Annotated in this window: 14 protein-coding genes and 4 pseudogenes; 15 read left to right on the plus strand and 3 right to left on the minus strand. The window is 61.3% G+C overall.

Annotation, left to right across the window (positions count from 1 at the left end; genetic code table 11):
• The first annotated feature begins 81 nt into the window (after positions 1-81).
• Positions 82-483, plus strand: coding sequence for a hypothetical protein (locus AC1DNK_RS25425; RefSeq protein ID WP_477943900.1), 402 nt, complete (start codon positions 82-84; stop codon positions 481-483).
• 294 nt (positions 484-777) lie between these two features.
• Here AC1DNK_RS25425 and AC1DNK_RS25430 read toward each other — a convergent pair.
• A pseudogene (locus AC1DNK_RS25430) lies at positions 778-983 on the minus strand (saccharopine dehydrogenase NADP-binding domain-containing protein); the annotation flags it as partial.
• A 704-nt stretch (positions 984-1,687) separates the two neighbouring features.
• Here AC1DNK_RS25430 and rnk point away from each other — a divergent pair.
• The 10 genes and pseudogenes from rnk to AC1DNK_RS25480 form a co-directional block, all read left to right on the plus strand.
• Positions 1,688-2,131 (plus strand): nucleoside diphosphate kinase regulator, encoded by a 444-nt coding sequence (gene rnk / locus AC1DNK_RS25435; RefSeq protein ID WP_477943901.1) that lies wholly within the window; start codon positions 1,688-1,690, stop codon positions 2,129-2,131.
• A 145-nt stretch (positions 2,132-2,276) separates the two neighbouring features.
• A complete protein-coding gene (locus AC1DNK_RS25440) occupies positions 2,277-2,726 on the plus strand; it encodes a GreA/GreB family elongation factor (protein WP_477943902.1) in 450 nt (149 codons plus the stop codon).
• Between the two features lie 217 nt (positions 2,727-2,943).
• A complete protein-coding gene (locus AC1DNK_RS25445; protein WP_477943903.1) occupies positions 2,944-5,850 on the plus strand; it encodes a monovalent cation/H+ antiporter subunit A in 2,907 nt (968 codons plus the stop codon).
• A complete protein-coding gene (locus AC1DNK_RS25450) occupies positions 5,841-6,182 on the plus strand; it encodes a Na+/H+ antiporter subunit C (RefSeq protein ID WP_477943904.1) in 342 nt (113 codons plus the stop codon). The genes AC1DNK_RS25445 and AC1DNK_RS25450 overlap by 10 nt, the downstream gene beginning before the upstream one ends.
• Positions 6,182-7,816, plus strand: a complete 1,635-nt coding sequence (locus AC1DNK_RS25455; RefSeq protein WP_477943963.1) for a monovalent cation/H+ antiporter subunit D — start codon at positions 6,182-6,184, stop codon at positions 7,814-7,816. Before AC1DNK_RS25450 ends, AC1DNK_RS25455 begins: the two co-directional genes overlap by 1 nt.
• Positions 7,813-8,298: a Na+/H+ antiporter subunit E gene (locus AC1DNK_RS25460; protein WP_477943905.1), complete on the plus strand. Its 486-nt coding sequence runs from the start codon at positions 7,813-7,815 to the stop codon at positions 8,296-8,298. The genes AC1DNK_RS25455 and AC1DNK_RS25460 overlap by 4 nt, the downstream gene beginning before the upstream one ends.
• Positions 8,295-8,576 (plus strand): K+/H+ antiporter subunit F, encoded by a 282-nt coding sequence (locus AC1DNK_RS25465; protein ID WP_477943906.1) that lies wholly within the window; start codon positions 8,295-8,297, stop codon positions 8,574-8,576. Before AC1DNK_RS25460 ends, AC1DNK_RS25465 begins: the two co-directional genes overlap by 4 nt.
• Positions 8,573-8,974: a monovalent cation/H(+) antiporter subunit G gene (gene mnhG, locus AC1DNK_RS25470; protein WP_477943907.1), complete on the plus strand. Its 402-nt coding sequence runs from the start codon at positions 8,573-8,575 to the stop codon at positions 8,972-8,974. Before AC1DNK_RS25465 ends, mnhG begins: the two co-directional genes overlap by 4 nt.
• A gap of 671 nt (positions 8,975-9,645) precedes the next feature.
• A complete protein-coding gene (locus AC1DNK_RS25475; protein ID WP_477943908.1) occupies positions 9,646-9,936 on the plus strand; it encodes a DUF1127 domain-containing protein in 291 nt (96 codons plus the stop codon).
• A 525-nt stretch (positions 9,937-10,461) separates the two neighbouring features.
• A pseudogene (locus AC1DNK_RS25480) lies at positions 10,462-10,923 on the plus strand (PTS sugar transporter subunit IIA); the annotation flags it as partial.
• A gap of 70 nt (positions 10,924-10,993) precedes the next feature.
• On the opposite strand, the gene AC1DNK_RS25485 reads toward AC1DNK_RS25480, so the two are convergent.
• Positions 10,994-11,293, minus strand: a complete 300-nt coding sequence (locus AC1DNK_RS25485; protein WP_477943909.1) for a helix-turn-helix domain-containing protein — start codon at positions 11,291-11,293, stop codon at positions 10,994-10,996.
• A gap of 333 nt (positions 11,294-11,626) precedes the next feature.
• Positions 11,627-11,953, minus strand: a pseudogene (locus AC1DNK_RS25490) (hypothetical protein); the annotation flags it as partial.
• Positions 11,954-12,174: 221 nt separating this feature from the next.
• On the opposite strand from AC1DNK_RS25490, the gene AC1DNK_RS25495 reads away from it, so the two are divergent.
• The 4 genes and pseudogenes from AC1DNK_RS25495 (at position 12,175) to AC1DNK_RS25510 (ending at position 15,340) form a co-directional block, all read left to right on the plus strand.
• Entirely contained in the window at positions 12,175-13,053 is an 879-nt protein-coding gene (locus tag AC1DNK_RS25495) for an alpha/beta fold hydrolase (protein WP_477943910.1), read from the plus strand.
• Positions 13,054-13,292: 239 nt separating this feature from the next.
• Positions 13,293-13,388: pseudogene (locus AC1DNK_RS25500) on the plus strand (IS6 family transposase); the annotation flags it as partial.
• Positions 13,389-13,610: 222 nt separating this feature from the next.
• Complete coding sequence (locus AC1DNK_RS25505) at positions 13,611-14,192, plus strand: TetR/AcrR family transcriptional regulator (RefSeq protein WP_064647179.1); 582 nt, start codon at positions 13,611-13,613, stop codon at positions 14,190-14,192.
• Positions 14,193-14,245: 53 nt separating this feature from the next.
• The gene (locus tag AC1DNK_RS25510) at positions 14,246-15,340 is read left to right on the plus strand and encodes an NADH:flavin oxidoreductase (protein ID WP_064647181.1); all 1,095 of its coding nucleotides are present in this window, start codon (positions 14,246-14,248) and stop codon (positions 15,338-15,340) included.
• Positions 15,341-15,369 lie beyond the last annotated feature (29 nt).

Below are 15,369 nucleotides of genomic sequence, written 5' to 3' on the forward strand. Positions count from 1 at the left end.
CAGTATGAAACGGCTACGGATATCACCGCTCTTACATCACCCCTTTTGCACGCACCTCGGCTTTAGGTTAGAAGGACGGAAATGCGCTTAGCTATGCTGATTTCGGCGGGATCGCTTATCTTCTTGACGGGATGTGTCACCGCGCCAAAAGACGAACCCGATTCCAGCACGCCACACCACCTCACGGATGCAGAAAAACATCGGATCAAGTCCGACCTCCTCGCCGCGCTCAAGACCCCGGACGCACTGTTCTCGACCGTTCGCGCCGTCGTTTCCCGGTCCGGCAAGATGACGGTATGTGGATGGGTCAGGGTGAAGTCCGACTTTCCGGATTATCCCAGATACCCTGATAACAGGCCTTTCGTGGTCACTTACACGTATGAACAACCGCTCAGGGATTTCCGCCTGGTGCATTTTGCCAATACGCAGAGCGAAGTCCCGCCGTTGTACGTGCTTTGCTCGACGCTCGGAATTCCGCTTTGACCGGGGAAGGCGCGAAGTCGGCCACCTCTCCCGACTCGCGATCTTTGGTTGCCGCAGTGTGGCGGCCGCGGATCACGAGCCGCCCTTTAGTCTCAAGGCGTGGCCGCCTTTCACTTCCGGACCTTTATTGCGGTGCGACGAGGCTTGCGAACACATCGGCGTCCCGAGCGATGATCTCCACCTCCTCTAGCCCGGCCGTCCCGGATGGACGCCGCTGCCATAGAACGTTGCGCCGGGATAATCGACGGCCACGTCGAACCCGAGGACATCGTGACAGAAGCGGTCCGCCACAACCGTGACCGCCGCATGGACGAAGCGGATGCCTTCGCATCGAGGAGCGCGCGGTCCGCGTCGTTGGGATCGATGACAACGAAGCGCGAGCGGTCGAACTCGAAATGGCGCTCCAGCGGCTACAGCATGCCTTTTCCGATAGAGCCGAACCCGATCATGACGAGGGGCCCCGTAATCCTGCCTTGAACCAGCCATTCGTTGTTGTTCATGAGACTGTTCAATCTTCAATTCGGCGCCTGTTCGGCGCGCTGTTCTGGCTCGGAGTGCGCGGGGATATCGCCGGACGCGGAAGCGCGTCGGCGCGATCAGCGGCTTGAGCCACTTGTCGTGACGGGTCCGTTTCCGGCGTACGTCGTGCGATGACCGCCCCGCCCAATGCGTGTCGACGGTCCTTATCATCGTGCTAGGACGAAGATTGCCTGCGCGGCGCCTATCGGCCGCCACCAGCATTGTGCCCCACAGCCGGGCGCAACATGTCCCGACAGGGGGCTAGTTGCCCGCGATGGGGCACACCCTGAAGAGAATTACGCTGAGGGGGAAGACGCTGGTCATCCCCGAGAGGTGGGAGTTATCGGCATGCTTGTCAAGCAGCCGTGGCGGCACCGTCCAGCATCCTCCCGCCGGATGCTAGAGCAAAAATTCGCCCGACTTGACTTTGCGTCCGGGGTGTCCCACGTCCTGTGGCAACATGTCGACCGATCGCTGCATCCTCCCCCTTGAACGGGCGTTCCCCATCGCGGGCACCTAACCCCCGGCTCGGTCGCGTCGCGCCCCGGCCGCGGGGCATATGCCTACACGCGTTGCGATACGCGGCATTGTAGGAACGGCGACAAACCAATCCATAATGGCAGTCCTTCAGCCGTTGGCGCCCTTGTCGCGCCCGCGGTTCGATCAGTTTGGAAGAGTTTTGAAAATGACCACCACCACGGGCAGGCGCAAGCCTGCAATCACCATGACCCGCTCCGACCATCAAAGCCTGTCGCGCCTTGCCGAATCCCGCGCTGCCAGGGATCCGGATTTGTCCGAGCAACTCCTCGCCGAACTCGACCGCGCCCGCGTAGTGGAGGACAGGCGCATCGCAGCCGACGTCGTCCGCATGGGCTCGACGCTGCGGTTCACCACCGACGCGGGCGAGGACCGTACCGTCACGCTCGTGTTCCCCGGAGAGGCTGACATCGCGATGGGAAAAGTGTCGGTCCTGACGCCTATCGGCGCGGCCCTGATCGGCCTCTCAGCCTCCCAGTCGATCGACTGGACGTCGCGCGACGGCCGCGTCCACAGGCTGACCGTCGAGCATGTCGGACAGAACAATGTCGCACGGCCGCCACGGCCGCAGCCCGAACTGCGGACGGCATGACCATGTCGATGCCTCTCAGCCGCCTCTCGCTTTACGGAGGATGCCTCATCGCAGGATCGTAGCCCCCTGTGCCGCACCCTTGCGGCCAGGGGTTCTCCACCTCGTCCCGACTTACCGCTCCCAGGCGGAGCAATGGAGAACTACGATGTCAAAAGAAACCTGCATTCTCACCACGAAGGGCTTCAGGATCGTCGAGCTCATGCGCGACCGCTGCCTCGGCCAGGACGATCCGCTCGCGCCGATCCTCAAGCGCAAGATCGAATCCGCCATCGTCATGTTCCGCGACGACGTTCCGGACGATGTCGCCACCATGAGCAGCCGCGTCACGTTCAGCGTGAACGGGCGCGATCCCGATACGCGCATTATCTCGCACGACAGGATGACGTCTCCGGTAGGGATGTTCCTGCCCGTCACCACCTTGCGTGGACTGGCGCTTCTCGGCCTCGCTGAGGGCGAGCACTTCATGTTCACGAACAGAGACGGCGTGGAGGAGCGGATACTGCTCGAGAAGGTCCAATACCAGCCGGAGTCCGCGAGGCGTGAACAGGAAGCCTTGGAGAGGCTCGCTGTGCCCCTCCCGGCAGGCCTTCGCTGAGGCTGGTTCGCGGCGCATTCTACGACCGGGCGCCTCTCGCCGCCGACTCCCTGGAGGGGTTCGACGATCCTGGTCCATCGGCTGCCTAGCGGCCGCACCGCGCTCAACGACGGCAGACGATGAACAGGTGTACGGTCGGCCGTAGTCGAGCGCGGTCGTTGTCGTCGATTGGCGGATCACGTAGAGTGGCCGGGATTGATCTGTTTCAAGAGGCGGAATGGAGAACTACCAGCTACTTCTGATCGTGGCCCTGCCCTTCCTGGCAGGGCTTGCGGCGTTGCTCCTGCCGTCAGACTCGCGCGCTCCTGCCACATGGCTTGCCGGGGCGACGACCTCCGCATGCCTGGCGCTGACGCTGTCGCTCTACCCATCAGTCAGCAATGGGGGCACCTTCCACCACAGGACCGCCTGGATGCCGTCGCTTGGGGTCGAATTCACCCTCAGGATGGATGGGTTCGCCTGGATCTTCGCCTTTTTGGTAAGCGCAATCGGTTTCCTCGTCGTCATCTACACCCGCTACTATATTTCGCCCGAAGATCCGGTAAGGCGATTCTACCTGTTCTTCCTCGCATTCACGGGCTCGATGCTGGGCGTCATCTTGTCAGGCAACCTCATCGTCCTGGTCGTGTTCTGGGAATTGACCAGCATCACCTCCTTCCTTCTCATCGGCTATTGGCACCATAACCAGGCGGCGCGCGACGGTGCGCGTATGTCGCTGACCGTAACGGGTATCGGGGGCCCGGCGCTTCTCGGGGGCGTGCTGATCATTGGGCATATCGTAGGCAGCTATGATCTGGACGCTGTCCTGTCCTCCGGCAATGCAATTAGGGACAACGATCTCTACGTACCCGCGCTCCTGCTCGTCCTTCTCGGTGCCCTCACGAAAAGCGCGCAGTTTCCGTTTCATTTCTGGCTGCCGAACGCCATGGCAGCCCCCACACCCGTCTCGGCTTTCCTGCATTCGGCAACCATGGTGAAAGCCGGCGTGTTCCTCCTTGCGCGGCTGTGGCCAGTGCTCGCGGGAACTCCGGAATGGTTCACGATCCTGGGTATCGCCGGGATGGCGTCGCTCGTGTTGGGCGCCTACCTCGCCATGTTCCAGCAGGATCTGAAGGGCCTGCTCGCCTACTCCACGATCAGCCACCTGGGACTGATCGTTCTCTTGCTCAGCCTCGGAAGCCCGCTAGGGGCCGTGGCGGCCATCTTCCACATGCTCAACCACGCCACGTTCAAGGCATCGCTTTTCATGGCGGCGGGGGTCATCGACCATGAAACGGGTACCCGGGACCTGCGCAAGCTGTCCGGGCTTTTCCGCTACATGCCGATAACCGGAACACTGGTCATGGTGGCCAGCGCGGCGATGGCGGGCGTGCCGCTGCTGAACGGGTTCCTGTCGAAGGAGATGTTCTTCGCGGAGGCCGTCGAGACCCATTCGGATTCCTGGGTGGACACGATCGCGCCATATGCTGCGGTGCTCGGCAGCGCTCTGGCGGTCACCTATTCGATCCGGCTTATCCACTCGATCTTCCTCGGCGCGCCGCCGGAAACCTTTCCCAAGGAACCGCACGAGCCTCCGTTCTGGATGCGTTTCCCCATCATGTTCCTGGTGGTCGCGTGCCTGATCGTCGGAACGATTCCTGGCCTGACGGTCGGACCTTTTCTGCATGTCGCCGTATACTCCGTGCTCGGCGATGCCACGCCGCAATACAGCCTGGCGGTCTGGCATGGGCTCAACTTGCCGCTCGCGATGAGTGCCGCGGCGCTGGGAGGCGGCTTTGTGCTTTACCTGGTCGCGGGAGACTATCTCGAACGTTCGGAACGAGCGCCCGTCCTCGACCGGATTCAAGGACAGCGCGTCTTCGAACTGGTCATGGTAACCATCTCATGGAAGTGGGCGCGCTTGGTCGAACAGGTCTTCGGGACGAGACGGCTTCAGACGCAGATGCGACTGCTCGTCGCTTCGGCCGTGGCAGCGGGCGCGATCCCGATCCTCGCTTCGGGCGTCGGACTTAGCGCGGGTGGTTGGGGCACGACTGACATCGCCTTCACAGGACTCTGGTGCGTAGGGATGGCATGCGCGGTTGCAGCGGCGAACCTTGCGAAGTTCCATCGCCTGGCGGCGCTCGCGCTTCTGGGCGGCACGGGACTGGTCACCTGTGTCACCTTCCTATGGTTGTCGGCTCCGGATCTTGCGGCAACGCAGCTTGTCGTCGAAATCGTAACGACGGTCCTCATACTGCTCGGCCTGAGATGGCTTCCCAAGCGCTCCCCGACTGTATCACAGCCAAACGGGATTGCGCCGCATCTGCGTCGTTTCCGCGACCTGGCGATCGCGATCGCAGCCGGGGCGGGAATGACGGCCATCTGCTACGCTGTGATGACGCGGCCTCCCGTGGACAGCATCGCGCACTTCTTCATCGACAAGGCATACACTGAGGGGGGAGGCCGCAATGTCGTCAACGTCATCCTCGTCGACTTCCGCGGCTTCGACACCTTGGGTGAAATCACGGTCCTGGGTATCGTGGCTCTGACCGTGTTCGCGCTGTTGCGGCGGTTCCGCCCCGCTCCGGACAGCGTCGATCGACCCGAACAGCAGCAGGTCCAGCGCGCCTACGATGAAGCTGAACCGGACCGCAAGCCAGACGCGACGGCGGCTGAATACATGTACGTGCCTTCGGTGATCATGCAGTGGATGTTCCCGGTGGTCATCGTGCTCGCGGCCTACCTTTTCCTGAGAGGCCACGATGCTCCCGGCGGCGGTTTCGCGGCAGGCATCGCAATGGCCGCGGGCTTCATTCTCCAGTACATGGCAGCGGGAACGGTCTGGGTGGAAGACAGGCTTCGTATCCTTCCTGTGGCCTGGATCGGAACAGGACTGTTGCTGGCCGCGCTGACCGGGACCGTTTCCATGCTTCTCGGCGATCCCTTCCTGACCTCATATTTCCGCTACGCGGAACTTCCGCTGATCGGAAAGGTCCCTCTGGCGAGTGCGACGATCTTCGACCTCGGCGTCTTCAGCCTCGTGGTCGGAGCCACCGTTCTGATGCTGATCGCGATTGCCCACCAGTCCATCCGCCGGCTCCGCGCGGCCCGCCTCGAGCAGGAGCGCCAGTCATGGAACTGATGCTCGCGATCGCGATCGGCGTTCTGACCGGGTCCGGCGTATGGCTGGTCCTGCGGCCGCGCACCTACCAGCTCGTGATCGGTCTCTCCCTTCTTTCCTATGCCGTGAACCTCTTCATCTTCACCATGGGGCGGCTGCGCGTCGGCGCCGCTCCGGTGCTGGGGTCCGAGGGAACCATCAATCCGGCCGACTACGCCGATCCTGTCCCGCAAGCCCTGGTCTTGACCGCGATCGTGATCGGCTTCGCGACGACCGCGCTCCTCCTGGTGGTCCTGCTTGTGTCCCGAGGTCTGTCGGGCAGCGACCATGTGGACGGCCGGGAGAAGAGTTGATGGAGTGGGAAAGGCATCTACTCGTCGTTCCGGTCCTCCTGCCCCTCCTGGCCGGAGCAGCTCTCCTTCTGCTCGAGGAAACACGGCACACGCTGAAGGCGCTGGTTAGCCTAGGGTCGACCACGCTGCTCCTCGTCGTTGCTGTGACGTTGATGCGCACAGCCGACCAGAGTCCGGATGCGGCCGGCTCGATTTCGCTGTCCTATGCCGTCGCAGACTGGCCCCCCCCTTTCGCGATCGTCCTCGTTCTGGATCGCCTGTCAGCATTGATGCTGGTGCTCGCGTCTACTATCGCCCTTGCTTCGCTGGTGTTTTCCGTGGCCCGGTGGGACCGCGCTGGCCCGCACTTCCACACCCTCTTCCAGTTCCTACTGATGGGATTGAGCGGCGCGTTTCTGACGGGGGATCTGTTCAACCTCTTCGTCTTCATCGAGGTCACCCTGGCGGCGTCCTACGGGCTGCTGCTGCACGGTTCCGGCGCGTTCCGGGTCCGCTCCGGCTTGCATTACATCGCCATCAACCTCGGGGCATCGTTGCTCTTCCTGATCGGCGTAAGTCTGATCTACGGCGTCACGGGAACGCTGAACATGGCCGATCTGGCCCTTCGAATTCCGGGCGTACCCGCCGAGGACCGGATGCTGCTTCAGGCAGGCGCGGCGATTCTCGGCGTTGCCTTCCTGGTGAAGGCGGGCATGTGGCCGCTCGGGTTCTGGTTGCCGTCGGCCTACATGGCGGCCGCAGCTCCTGTCGGCGCGATCTTCGTCATCCTCACCAAGGTCGGGATATATGTGCTGCTCCGCCTGACGCTGCTGCTCTTCGGCAGCCCCGCGGGCGAGCTGACCGGGTTCGGAGGCATCGCGCTACTGTGGGGCGGCATGGCGACGCTGACATTTGCGACTGCGGGCGTTCTCGCTTCCCAGACGATGGGCAGGCTGGCGGGATACAGCGTACTCGTTTCGTCGGGAACATTGCTCGCGGCCGCAGGAATGGGCGATGCGCCGGTCGTGTCAGGAGCGCTGTTCTATCTCGTCAGTTCGACGTTGAGCACGGCCGCGTTCTTCATGCTGATCGAACTCGTGGAGCGCGCGAGAGAACCCGGAGCCGACCTGCTGGCCGTGACGATCGAGGCGTATGGCGATGAAAGGGACGAGGTCGAGGAACCTAAAGAGGAGGAAGTTCGCGTCGTCATGCCCGGTGCCCTCGCCGTCCTCGGCGTGTCGTTCGGCTGCATCGCACTGCTCCTCGCGGGACTGCCGCCGCTGGCAGGCTTCGTCGCGAAGTTTTCCATGCTGACCGGAATGCTCAACCTGAACGGCCTTGGAAGTCCTGCGGAAATTCCGGGCAGGACGTGGCTGTTGGTCGCACTCGTCATTCTGTCCGGACTCGCGGCACTCGTCGCCATGATGAGGACGGGCATCCGGACCTTCTGGGCGCCACTTGAGACGATAGTCCCGCGGGTCCTGGTGGTGGAGGTTGCTCCCGTGCTTGCGCTTCTCGCCATCTGCCTGGCGATGACGGTGGGGGCAGGCGCAATGGTCCGTTACACGGACGCGGCCGCCCGCTCGCTGAATGATCCGGCGAGATACATTAAGGGTGTTCTGGGCGCGGACGAGCGTGGGAGCCGTGCCAGATGAGCAGGTTGCTGCCCTATCCCATGCTGACCGCGGCGCTGTTGCTGACATGGATGCTGTTGACATCATTTTCACTGGGACAGTTCCTGCTTGGAGCGGCAGTCGCGACGGTGGCGTCCCGCGCGATGGCGGTCCTGCAGCCTTCGAAGCCAAGATGGAGACGATGGGAGCTCATCCCACGGCTGGCGGGAACTGTGGCGCTGGACATCCTGCGCTCGAACATAGCGGTCACGACCATCATCCTGCAGGGCCACCGCCGAAAGCGGGTTTCGGGTTTCGTAGCCATACCGCTCGACCTTAGGGACCGCACGGGGCTGGCGGTGCTCTCGTGCATCGTCACCAGCACGCCAGGCACGGCGTGGGTCGAGTATGCTACCGACACGGGCGTTCTCCTGATCCATGTCCTCGACCTTGTCGAAAAGGACGAATGGATCGCGCTGATCAAGAACCGATACGAATCCATGCTGATGGAGATTTTCGAATGACGGCAGACATCCTCCTTTGGGCCGTAACAGCCGCGCAGGCCATGCTGGTAATCGCGATGGGATGCTACGCCTGGCGGGTGATCCGCGGCCCGCGTGCGCAAGACCGGGTCCTGTGCCTAGACGCGATGTACGTGACTGCGATGCTTCTGGCCCTCACCGTCGGCATCCAGACCGGAAGCACGATCTACTTCGAGGCGGCGCTCATCATCGGCGTGCTGGGCTTCGCGTCGAGTGTCGCGCTAGCGAAGTTCCTCATGCGGGGCGAGGTGATAGAATGACCCACGCAGCCGACCTGCCTGCATGGGCCGCGCTTCTGACGGCCATGTTCATTCTTCTCGGGGCTGCCCTGACGCTGGCAGGTGCGATCGGGACCCTGAGGTTCGAGAGCTTTTTCGAGCGTGTGCACGCACCGACCCTCGGGACGAGCTGGGGCACGGGCGCGACCGTTCTCGCCTCGATCGTCTTCTTCTCGGCGCTGGATTCCAGGCTGGTTGCACATGAGATCCTGATCGGTGTGTTCATCACCGTCACCACTCCGGTCACGCTGATGTTGCTTGCGCGGGCGGCGCTCTATCGCGACCGTACGGAGATGGAAGCGACCGTGCCTTCCCGCAGGATACTCGCCGTGCCAGGCAAGGCCCTGCCGCAGGATGGAAGCAGCGACGGCGTCTCATGAGGGACGCCGTCGCGCAGAATGCGGATGTCAGCGCCGCTTCGCCTAGTCCGGGCTTGGCGATCGCCGACACTGTCGAAGGAGCCTGAACCTGCTTCTCCTTCGGCTGCTTCGGCTTGCGACCTTCGCGGTTGCCTTTTCTGGTCGCCATTTCGATTTTCCTTCTTCCAAGCGCCAGACGCCTGGATGGGAATGCTTCGAACTGTGGAAAGGGCAGCGCTGGTCCCGGGCGCTCGCCGCAGCCCAGGGCTAGAGGCCTGCTTTGGGCCGCCGCCGGAAGGAAAGTCGTATGATGGAATTGTATTCACGGCGCGCACCATGGCAAATATAAATATAAATATAAATATAAAATCAAACAGAATAATAACGCTTCCATCAGCGACGGAAGGCCGCACTCAAGCTTTACCCTTGCAATATCCATCTGAGATAGTTATATATTTTCCATGTTAAACTTCATCCGGAAGAACAACTGGTTTGCTTTTATAGCGCCATCCCTGACCCGCTCCTAGCCCCGAGCGGCTCGAATGCACGCGTTCGCCGCCTCGGGGATCCCAACACGACAATCACGCACAACGCGATGGCGCGCTCCCACGTGAACGCACCAGACGCCGTGCACGCCGCCAGCGCATTCTTGCGCGCGCGGCTCAATCAACATCGTGAATGGAGCGGCAATCATGTCCGAATTCAAACAATCAGGAACCCGTCCCGTATCAGGCCCGCGATCCGGTTTTCGCGCGAGACTGGCGGGTCTCTTCTCCCGCGCGATGGAACGCTGGCACCGCAGCCAGGCGGCGGCCGCGTTTCATCGCCTCGACGACAGGCAACTGGAAGACATCGGCATCTCTCGGAACGACGTCCCCCACGTCGTCGAAGGTCTCGTCCCTTCGAACATCGAGACCGCGACACAGGATTCCCGGATCTCGGCGCATGCCGCCAGCCTCCTGGAGGCCGCCCGATACCAGTGATGGAGACTGATATGGATATGACGACCAGGACGATCGTGGCCGTGGGCCTCCTCAGCATGATGATCATCGCTTTTCTGGTGATCTGAACGAAGTGCCCCTCCGGCGACGGTACGCCGTCCGCGGGTCGGGCTAGGTAAGGTAGACGCCACCATGCGCATCGAAACGTTCATCCGGATCTCGAGGCTTGCCGGGAAAGGCCGAATCCTTTCCCGGAGCAGGTACCCCACCCTATATTCCCGCATGTAAACGGCTGCTCCGGGACTCTTTCGACAATGCGGTTCATTCCGCGGCGCGCGCGCCGCATCCATGGAGCGTGACATGAGAATATCCCGGTCGAGGCGCGTTTGCCTTTCCTGCAGCCGTCCATTGCCGCGGGCGGCGTCCCGTTGCCCATGGTGCATCGAGTCCGTCGTCGTGCCGGCGGCGCTGCTCGATCACCCCGCCCCGCATCGCCACCCGCGCAGACGCGACATGCTGCCGAGGCAGCCATGAAACTCAGCGAACTCCTCGGAGAGGACGGTTTCGCTAGGCGTGCCGTCAGCGGAGAAGCGTTCTGCCCTCAGGGCGGTCGCGACGAAGCTCGCCGCCAGGACCGGACGTAGCGAAGGAGCGATCCTGAACGTGCTCCTGCGGCGCGAGCGCCTTGGGTCGACGGCGACGGGTGACGATGTTGCGGTCCCCCACGCCATGCTCGATGGCATATCGGAGTCTGCAGCCGTCATCGCGACACTGAAGCACCCCATCTCGTTCGACGCGCCCGACGACAGGAAAGTCGATCTGCTGCTCGGCGTGATATGGCCTCGCGACAGCAGGGAAGGATTCGTTCCCGCGCTGTCGCGACCCGTCCGCCTGCTTCGCCAGCCTGGCTATCGGGAATGCCTTCGCAACGCGACGTCGTCGGCCGAAGCCCACGCCGGGATCGAAGCCTTTGAGGCGGGAAGTGGCGGGTCCCTTCGGTACGCCCCTTCCAAGGGGCGGAAGGCATGAGTCGATAGCGCTTCCGCGCGGGCCGCGGGACTCCGGACGAGGGTGCGAATGCGGGTGCGCGTCCCGAAGATCAGGGCACCCGGTCGTTCGCGACTATCCCGCCCTCGCCCTCCATGCGGGCGATGCGCTTCGCTTCCGATTCCGTGAACTTACGCCGTACCCCGATGCCGCCGCCGTTCTCCTCGATGAACACCGCGCCAAGTTCTTCAAGGGCTGCCTGGAGGGCCGCGATGGTCTTGTCGTCAGGCTCGTAGAGCTTGTGTTCGAAGTCGCGGATGACGGCTTCATCGATGCCGGAGCGGATGGTGAGCTTGCCGCGGGTGATCTCGACGAGTGCCCTCGCCGCCCGGCATTGCGAACCAGTTATCATTCTCTTCTCCTTCAGTCCTTAATGGCGGGCCAGTCTTCTCCTGCCGCCGTCCGGAAGCAAGGGGCGCCGGGCCCGGGTCGCGGCCGTCACGTGTCGCCGGAAGGCTCGCCGTAGTGTGGCAGCGACTAATTCCAATGCAAGGCCCCGAAACGGATCGCTAGGGCCACGACGAAACCAGTTACGATCGCCGGCCAGCGCCAACCGGTCACGCGCTTTCAGGCCGTTCTCGGCAGCCGCGAGCAGCCAGTGGGCGATGGGGAGCAATCGCGACTCACGATTGCGATCCCGGCGGCTGCCAGCGTCCAGTGCTGTTTGCCGCCGCCGCTCACCTTAATCCAAGTCGATGATGCGTTGACGCGCTTCACACTGACGCCGCGGCCCCCTGAGTGCGGAACGGGCTATACTGATGAAGGTTGTCGCGTGAAATGGACGCTCGACAAAACTGACATTGCCCAAGATTTCCGACAGTGTCGCCGCCGATGGATTGCGTTCTGGACCACCGCCGCGCCCCGTCAGAATTACGAACGGAAGATAGGACCAGCTTGGTTGTTTTTCAATCCAGAGCGCAATGGAGCGTAGATCAGCTGCGCGTGAGGCCCCCTCCGTGACTACTCCAAAGGCGATCAACGGCACGCCAAAGCCAGTGTTTGCTATTTTGATCGCGCGAAGCTTGCAGCCGTTGCACAGGTGCTGGTTTAGCGTTCTTGTATTCCGCTCCCATGCAAGCCGTGGATGACCGTTCGACGCCACGAGTGGTCAGGAGACTCGACGTCTTTCAAAAGATCGTGTTGTCACCGGAGTGTGTGTGGTCGGGCTCGCTAGCTCAGGCTAATTGCGTAATTCGGTGAGTACGAATGCGCTCTGTTGATAAAGGCTGATCAATGTCGATTTTGAATACCCTGAGTTCCGGACATCATGTCGTCGATATCGATGGAATTCGCCAAAGTTTTCATGTCACGGGCAAAGGGCCGGTGATCGTGGTTCATCCCGGTGGCCCAGGAATTCACTGGCAATATCTTCGCATGCCCCTCTTGGAGCGCCATTTTACCATGGTGTACCTTGAGCCGATTGGTACAGGTGGTTCAGGCCAATTAGCAGAACATCCGCACGGCTACACTATTGAACTCTTTGCAAATCAGCTTCGCAGATTTCTTGAGACGCTCGACATTTCTAATGTCATTCTTCTCGGTCATTCGCATGGCGGTTTTGTCATCCAGGAACATACGAGCGGAAGCCCGGATCGCGTATCGGGGATGATCTTGTACTCATCGTCGGCGGTGACAGGCAATGACTTTATGAGGAACGCCGCAAACGGCATTCAAGCCTTTGCTGATCGCCGTCACGCCGATGGGCCGGCGGTACTCCAAGCTTGGCAGTCGGTCCCTAAGATGTCGAGCGATGACGACTATACAAAGATAATGCGCGACCTACTCCCCGCTTACTTTGCCGATGGTGTCCGAGAGAAGCTTGATCTTGAAGCGTTTCGCGCAGGGATTAACGCCACAATTCTCATTGGCAACAACGAACCCTTTGATGCTCGATCGAGACTTCAAAATCTTTCCGTGCGGACGCTAATTCTTACAGGTGATCACGATTTCATATGCGGGCCTAAATGGGGCGAAACCCTGCATGACAGCCTTCGAAATTCCGAGCTGGTACGCTTTGCCCATAGCGGCCATTTCGCTCATCTTGAGCAGCCGGAGGAATTCCTCGCCTCGGTACTTGCATTCGTTAAAGCTCATAAGCTAACCCCGCACTGAGGCCTTAGCCAATCTCAGCTTCCTCGCAGGATCGTCACTCCGCATGACTTTGTTTCCAGATGGACATTACGTTGCCGTCGTTTGGCTAGCCTTCTCGACATCTTAGAGTTCGCCGATCCGGTGTAAGGCTGGGATCTCGTCGTGCTGCCAGTAAATGATTTTCAGCCAGATGCGGCAGGGCCGCTGTTCAACCTTCATTCCCCGGGGCGTCCACAGATGCCCCTTTAATGTTCAGGGGCCTGGATGGTAACGAGGTGGCTCACATGATCCGCAAGCGCCAATTTTCAACCAGTGGCCAATCGGCATTTCAGCAATTCGCCGCACTCGCTGCATAACTGTGTCCAGCGATGGCCGCTTCTGCGATCTTTTCAAACGTTTGCGACAAAACCCGCGCGGCTTCTGAGCAGTACGTGAATGAGAACCAGTCTTGGAGGGGAAGTGGCGTCACCCCGCCGGAGCACTGATACTCGCATGAATCTTTCGGCGCCCCCTTGCAAAACCGCCCGCGAACGTTTAGATGATTGTTATCATCCATCTGATAGGGAAGGTGAGCCGCCATGCGAAACAGCGCAGCCAAGAAAGACGCTAATCGCCAGCTGATCTTGCAGGCCGCAGGACGGCTATTTCGAGAAAAGGGCATCGAGCAGGTCGGCGTGGCGGATGTCATGAGAGCCGCTGGAATGACGCACGGTGGATTCTACAGGCATTTCTCGGACAAGTCGGATTTGGCTACGCAAGCCATCAGTCAAGCCTTAGCCGTGCAGCAGGAGGCAGCGATCAACGGTGCTCCTGGCATTCCCGCACTTGCAGAGAGTTACCTGAACTCCGAGCACCGGGACAGCATCGGTTCAGGCTGTGTATTTGCGGCCCTTGGCTCGGAGACGGCCCGCGGACATGATGCGAGCCGTGCGGCGATGTCGCAGGCCATTCGCAGCCAGATCGATTTTCTTGCGGCAGGGGCTGCCGGCAAGACTGACGAACAGCGGCGACAGATAGCGGTCGGCAGTTGGTCCGCAATGATCGGCGCCTTGATCCTCTCGCGGATCAGCGAAGATGCCACTCTCTCAGAAGAGATTCTCCACGAAACCAAAGGTTGGCTGCTCAGCCAGCAAACATCTATCTCGGCCGATCGCCCGTGAGCGTCGGCACGAAAGCAAGTACGCAAGCGCGATCGAATTGAGGATTCTGCACCATGAACGTCACCCCCCTTTTCCGTCCCTTTAAGCTTGGGCAATTGGACCTGAGAAACCGCATCGTCATGGCTCCGATGACGCGGAAGCTAAGTCCAGACGGCGTTCCGGGTGAGGATGTATCGCAATATTATCGGCGTCGCGCCGAGGGTGGTGTCGGATTGATCATCACCGAAGGCACGACTATCGGGCGTCCTGCCGCCTCAAGTAGTTCGTCTATCCCGAATTTCCATTCACCCGACAGCCTCGTTGGCTGGGCAAAAGTAGTGAGGGAAGTCCATGCTGCCGGGTCGCGAATTGCGCCGCAGCTCTGGCATCTCGGCAACCTCCGCGCAAAAGGGACCGGACCATCACCGGAAACGCCCTCTGAAGGCCCGAGCGAAACGGAATCTGGGGCGAGGGCGATGACCGATGCCGATATCGCCGATAGCATTGCGGCGTTTGCCACGGCTGCCGCGGCCGCTCGCAAGATTGGATTTGACGCGGTAGAGCTCCACGGAGCCCATGGCTACCTCCTCGACCAGTTTTTGTGGTCGCGCACAAACGGCCGCGCGGATGCTTACGGTGGCGACGCGGCGCAACGGACGCGATTTGCGACAGATGTCGTCCGGGCCGTTCGTCAGGCCGTCGGACCTGACTTCCCGATCATCTTCCGCTTTTCGCAATGGAAACTTCAGGACTATGCGGCAACGCTCGCGGGAGATGCTGTGGAGCTTGAGCAGGTTCTAGGCCCACTCAGCGACGCCGGGGTCGATATTTTTCATGCGTCGACGAGGCGCTTTTGGGAGCCGGCATTTACGGGCTCCTCACTTAATCTCGCGGGATGGACCCGCAAGATCACAGGGCGGCCAACGATCAGCGTTGGTTCGGTTGGCCTCTCTGGTGCCGATTTCCTCGAACAGCTGCTCGGCGAGTCAAATGGCGCACCGCTCGGCACGCTGGAGGAACTGTTGCGACGCATGGAAGAGGAAGAATTCGATCTGATAGCAATCGGACGAGCCCTCATCAGCAACCCGAACTGGCCGAACGCCATGCGGCGGGGGGATTTCCAGGCGCTGTTCCCCTTCGAAAAGTCGCATTTGGCTTCACTCGCCTAGCATCGACAGTTTCCAATTTGATCCATCAA

It is taken from the genome of Rhizobium sp. 01N424 (assembly GCF_056399485.1).

Excerpts from the sequence above, each read along its gene's own strand:
- AC1DNK_RS25425 (WP_477943900.1), top strand. The coding sequence starts at position 82 with ATGCGCTTAGCTATGCTGATTTCGGCGGGATCGCTTATCTTCTTGACG.
- rnk (WP_477943901.1), top strand. The coding sequence starts at position 1,688 with ATGACCACCACCACGGGCAGGCGCAAGCCTGCAATCACCATGACCCGC.
- AC1DNK_RS25440 (WP_477943902.1), top strand. The coding sequence starts at position 2,277 with ATGTCAAAAGAAACCTGCATTCTCACCACGAAGGGCTTCAGGATCGTC.
- AC1DNK_RS25445 (WP_477943903.1), top strand. The coding sequence starts at position 2,944 with ATGGAGAACTACCAGCTACTTCTGATCGTGGCCCTGCCCTTCCTGGCA.
- AC1DNK_RS25450 (WP_477943904.1), top strand. The coding sequence starts at position 5,841 with ATGGAACTGATGCTCGCGATCGCGATCGGCGTTCTGACCGGGTCCGGC.
- AC1DNK_RS25455 (WP_477943963.1), top strand. The coding sequence starts at position 6,182 with ATGGAGTGGGAAAGGCATCTACTCGTCGTTCCGGTCCTCCTGCCCCTC.
- AC1DNK_RS25460 (WP_477943905.1), top strand. The coding sequence starts at position 7,813 with ATGAGCAGGTTGCTGCCCTATCCCATGCTGACCGCGGCGCTGTTGCTG.
- AC1DNK_RS25465 (WP_477943906.1), top strand. The coding sequence starts at position 8,295 with ATGACGGCAGACATCCTCCTTTGGGCCGTAACAGCCGCGCAGGCCATG.
- mnhG (WP_477943907.1), top strand. The coding sequence starts at position 8,573 with ATGACCCACGCAGCCGACCTGCCTGCATGGGCCGCGCTTCTGACGGCC.
- AC1DNK_RS25475 (WP_477943908.1), top strand. The coding sequence starts at position 9,646 with ATGTCCGAATTCAAACAATCAGGAACCCGTCCCGTATCAGGCCCGCGA.
- AC1DNK_RS25485 (WP_477943909.1), bottom strand. The coding sequence starts at position 11,293 with ATGATAACTGGTTCGCAATGCCGGGCGGCGAGGGCACTCGTCGAGATC.
- AC1DNK_RS25495 (WP_477943910.1), top strand. The coding sequence starts at position 12,175 with ATGTCGATTTTGAATACCCTGAGTTCCGGACATCATGTCGTCGATATC.
- AC1DNK_RS25505 (WP_064647179.1), top strand. The coding sequence starts at position 13,611 with ATGCGAAACAGCGCAGCCAAGAAAGACGCTAATCGCCAGCTGATCTTG.
- AC1DNK_RS25510 (WP_064647181.1), top strand. The coding sequence starts at position 14,246 with ATGAACGTCACCCCCCTTTTCCGTCCCTTTAAGCTTGGGCAATTGGAC.